The sequence below is a fragment of the Streptomyces sp. NPDC016845 genome (genome assembly GCF_044332585.1).
Lineage (GTDB): Bacteria > Actinomycetota > Actinomycetes > Streptomycetales > Streptomycetaceae > Streptomyces.
The window spans coordinates 1-5,045 of the sequence record NZ_JBIRPI010000062.1; the positions used below are offsets into that span (position 1 = coordinate 1).

Annotated in this window: 1 protein-coding gene; it reads right to left on the reverse strand. The window is 70.3% G+C overall.

What is annotated here, in order from left to right; all coding sequences use genetic code 11:
• A partial coding sequence (locus tag ACH4RC_RS42330; protein ID WP_398210453.1) for an amino acid adenylation domain-containing protein occupies positions 1-5,024 on the reverse strand: 5,024 nt, incomplete at its 3' end.
• Between the last annotated feature and the right edge of the window lie 21 nt (positions 5,025-5,045).

The following is a 5,045-nucleotide window of genomic DNA, read 5'->3' on the forward strand; positions in this document are numbered from 1 at the left end:
TCGCTCGGGTCCTCCGCACGCGCCGCCTGCACACCGGAGGCGAAGGTCCGCAGCAACCGTGGATTGCGCAGGTCGCCCAGGAACAGCGCGCCACCTGGGGCGAGGGCCCGGAGCGCGTGGTGGACGACCTGCTCCAGGTACCCGGCGTTCGGGAAGTACTGGGCCACGGAGTTGAGCACGATCGTGTCGAAGTGGCCCTGCGGAAGGTCGGCGAAGTCGTGGGCAGGCTGGGTGCGGAGCCGGACCCGCGTGGCCAGAACGGGGTCGGCGTCGACGTGCCGCCGAAGCTCGTCGATGACGGTGCGGGAGAAGTCGGTGCCCCAGTACTCCTCGCACTCGGGCGCCAGCCGGGCCAGGAGCAGGCCGGTGCCGACACCGATCTCGAGGATGCGGCGCGGCCGTAGGGAACGGATGCGGTCGACGGTCGTGTCACGCCATTCCCGCATCTCGGGCAGCGGGATCGGCTTGCCGTCGTAACTGCTGTTCCAACTGGCGAAGTTCTCGCCGAAGGCCGTCTGCTCCGCGGCGTCGTACACGGCGTCGTACAGGTTCTGCCACTCGCTGAGCTGGTCCTGTTCCGCAGCGTCGTCGTGGTCACGCGCCGACGTGTCGGCCACGGCATAGGCGACGAGCCGGGCGTCACCGGGCTGGTCCTCGCGGACGACGACGGCTGCCTGTGCGACGTCCGTGTGGTCGGTGAGGACCTCCTCGATCTCGCCGAGTTCGATGCGGAAGCCGCGAATCTTGATCTGATGGTCGACGCGCCCGATGAACTCCAGCTCGCCGTCCCGGTTCCACCGCACCAGGTCGCCGGTGCGGTACATACGAGCACCGGGCTCGGGAGCGTAGGGGTCCGCCACGAACCGCTCGGCAGTCAGGCCGGGCTTGTTCAGGTAGCCGCGTGCGACACCGGCCCCCGCGATGTACAGCTCCCCCACCACACCGGGCGCCACCAGATCCAGCCCGGAACCCAGCACGTAGGTCCGTGTGTTGGCGATCGGCCTGCCGATCGGCGGTGCGCCCGCGCCGTCGGCCAGGTCCGCGGCGGTCGACCAGATGGTGGTCTCGGTGGGGCCGTACAGGTTGGTCAGGTCGTCGGTGAGCGTGCGCAGCGTCTCGGCGAGCGGGGTGGGCAGCGCCTCACCGCCGGCCAGCATGCGCAGCCCCCGCAGCGCCTCCGGGTCGTGTGCCGCCAGGAGCTGCCACAGTGAGGGGGTGCCCTGTACGACCGTGACGCCGTGCCGGGCGATCAGGTCGAGCACGGCGGACGGCTGAGGGACTGCCTCCTTGGGTGCGAGGACGACCGTGGCACCCGACAGGAGCGGGTGGTACAGCTCCAGCGCGGCGATGTCGAACGCCACCGTGGTGACCGCGAGCAGCCGTTCCTCCGTCCGGAGCGGGACTTTGCGCCGCATCGCTTCGAGGAAGTTGAGCAGCGGCGCGTGCGGGACGACCACGCCCTTGGGGCGGCCGGTCGAACCGGATGTGTAGATCACGTACGCGGCGGCCTCGGGTGCCGGCGGCCCCGCGTGGCCGGTGTCGACCGGGTCGGTGTCGGGGCAGGCGGCCAGCAGGGCGTGCGTGTCCGGGGAGTCCAGCACCAGTCGTTGCGCCGGTCCACCGCTCGGCGTCCGCGCGTCCGTCGACAGCGTGGTGAGCAGCAGGCCGGGCCGTGCGTCCTCGAGTACGTGGGTGAGTCGGCCGGCCGGGTGGTCCGGGTCCAACGGCAGGTACGCGGCGCCGCTCTTGAGCACGGCCAGCAGGGCGACCACCAGCTCCGCCGAACGCGGCAGAGCCAGCGCGACCACCTGGTCCGGGCCGGCGCCTCGGCGCAGCAGGACGTGCGCGAGGCGGTTGGCGCGGCGGTCCAGCTCCGCGTACGTGAGGGTGGTGTCCCCGGCGATCAGGGCGACGGCGTCAGGGGTGGCGGCGGCCTGCTCGGCGAAGCGGACGGGCAGTGGTTTCTCGCCGAACCCGGCCTCGGTCCCGGTCTCGGTGTCGGTCCCGGTCCCGGTCCCGGTCTCCAGCCAGGTGCCGAGCAGTTGCCGGTGTTCGTCGGGGGTAAGGATGTCGATGTGGTTGAGGGGCTGGTCGGGGTGGGTGGTGGCGACGTCGAGGAAGTGGAGCCACCGCTCGAACAAGGCCCGCACCGTGGAGGCGTCATAGATGTCGCTGGAGTACTCGACCGCCCCGCTGATCCCCTGCGGCTCCCCGTGGGCACCGCGCTGCTCGGCAAGGCTGAAGAACAGGTCGAACTTCGCCGTCCCGGTCCGTCCCGGAGCGACATCGATCGTCAGACCGGGAAGCTGGAAACTCGCCTCGGGCGCGTTCTGGAGGGCCAGCATCACCTGGAAGAGCGGATGGTGCGACAAGGTCCGGGCCGGATTGAGCAACTCGACCAGATACTCGAAGGGAACATCCTGATGCGCGTAAGCGGCCAGACTCCTCTCCCGCACCCGAGTGATCAACTCCGTAAGACTCGGATCACCGGACGTGTCCGTGCGCAGCACCAGCGTGTTCACGAAGAACCCGATCAGCTCATCCAACGCCTGATCCGTACGCCCCGCCACCGGACTGCCGACCGGAACGTCCTTACCCGCCCCCAACCGGGAGAGCAAGGCCGCAAGCCCCGCCTGCAACACCATGAACAGACTCGCGCCCGACGCCCGCGCCAGATCGGCCATACGCCGATGCAGATCCGGATCGATGTCGACCGTGACGTAGTCGCCTTGGTAGGTCATCACCGCCGGGCGCGGACGGTCCGTCGGAAGCGTCAGCTGATCCGGCAGACCCGCCAACGCCTCCGTCCAGTACGCGATCTGCGTCGCGAACAGACTGTCCGGGTCATTCTGGTCACCCAGGAGTTCGTTCTGCCACAGGGTGTAGTCCGCGTACTGCACCGGCAGCCCACGCCACTGCGGCACCCGCCCCTCCACCCGCGCCGTATACGCACGAGTCAGATCAGCAGCGAGCGGACCCAACGACCAACCGTCCCCCGCGACGTGATGCAGGACCAGAACGAGGACGTGGCGGTCGGGGCTGAGGCGGAACAGCTCGGCGCGCAGGGGGATCTCGGTGGCCAGGTCGAAGGCATACCGGGCCGCTGACTTCAGGGCCTCTGGCAGCTCCGTCTCGGTGATGTCGGTGGCGGGCAGTTCGACGCTCACGCTGTCGAGGACGTGCTGGTAAGAGGCGCCGTCGGCCTCGGGGAACACCGTCCGCAGGCTCTCGTGCCGGGCCACCACGTCACCGAGCGCGGCACGCAGCGCATCACGGTCCAGCTCACCGCTCAGCTTCAGAGTCAGCGGGATGTTGTAGGTGGCGCTCGGACCCTCCATCTTGTGCAGGAACCACAGCCTGCGCTGGGCGAACGACAGGGGCACCGCGTCGGGCAGTTGCTGCTTGGTCAGGGCGAGCCGTGCGGGTCCGGCGGTGTCGAGCCGGGCCGCGACCGCGCCCGCGGTCCGTGCCTCGAAGAGCGTGCGCAGGCCGATCTCGACGCTGAAGGCGGCCCGGATGCGGGCGATCAGACGGGTGGCCAGCAGCGAATGCCCGCCCAGGTCGAAGAAGTCGTCGTCGACGCCGACCCGAGCCAGACCCAGCACCTGCGCGAACAGATCGCACACGATCTGCTCCTGCGGCGTACGCGCCCCGCGCCCCGACCCGGCCGACGCGAACTCCGGCGCGGGCAGGGCCGCCCGGTCCAGCTTGCCGTTGGCCGTCAGAGGCAGGCTGTCCAGGAGTGCGACGGCCGAGGGCACCATGTGTTCGGGCAGCCGCTCGCGCACGAACTCCTTCGCCTCCTCGGGCCGCAGGCTCTCCCGGGTCACCACATAGGCCACCAGCCGGGGCCTGCCGGGCTGGTCCTCCCGGGTGACCACAGCGGCCTGGCTGATGTGGGGGTGCTCGGTGAGGACGTTCTCGATCTCGCCGGGTTCGATGCGGAAGCCGCGGATCTTGACCTGGTGGTCGGCGCGGCCGACGAACTCCAGCTCGCCGTCATGGTTCCACCGCACCAGGTCACCGGTGCGGTACATCCGCCCACCGGGCTCAGGGGTGTACGGGTCCGCCACGAACCGTTCGGCCGTCAAGCCGGGCCTGCCCAGGTAGCCGCGCGCGACACCGGCCCCCGCGATGTACAGCTCCCCCACCACACCGGGCGCCGCCAGCTCAAGACCCGAACCCAGCACGTACGCGGAGGTGTTGGCTATCGGTCGGCCGATCGGCGCGGTGAGCGGCCAGTTGTCGGGGTCGTCGCTCAGGGTGTGGGCCGTGACCACGTGGGTCTCGGTGGGGCCGTAGTGGTTGTGCAGCACGCGCTCCGGTGCCGAGGCGCTGAACTCGCGCACGACGCGGCTCAATGTCAGTGCCTCGCCGGCCTGCGCGACGGTCCGCAGCCGGGGCAGCACGCGCCCCTGCTCGACGGCGGCCTCGGCGACGGCCTCCAGCACGAGGTTGGGCGCGAACAGTTCCTGCACTCCGTGCTCGTCCAGCCACTCGACGAACCGGGCCGCGTCGCGCCGGACGTCCTCGTCCGGGACCACCAGGGTCTTGCCGTACATCAGGGCCGACAGCATCTCCTGCGCGGAGACGTCGAAGCTGACGGCCGTGAACTGCGCCGTCCTGGTGCCGGGTTCGCCGCCGACCGCCTCGTGGTGCCACTTCAGCAGGTTCACCAGCGCACCGGCGGGCATGACGACGCCTTTGGGCCGGCCGGTGGAGCCGGAGGTGTAGATGACGTACGCGGGATGACCGGGCGCGAGCGCGGTAACAGGGTTGTCCGCGGACCGACCCGTCACATCGAGCACGTCCAGCAGCAGTACGGGCGTCTCCTCCACCATGGCTGCCGAGGGACGATGCTCACTCGTCGTCAGCACAAGAGCGGGCCGCGCATCGGCGACCATGTGCGCCACACGAGCCGCCGGATACGCCGGATCGACAGGAAGATAGGCCGCACCCGCCTTGAGCACCGCCAGGACAGCCACCACCAGGTCCGCACTCCGCGGCAGCGCCAGAGCCACCACATCCTCCGGACCGACACCACG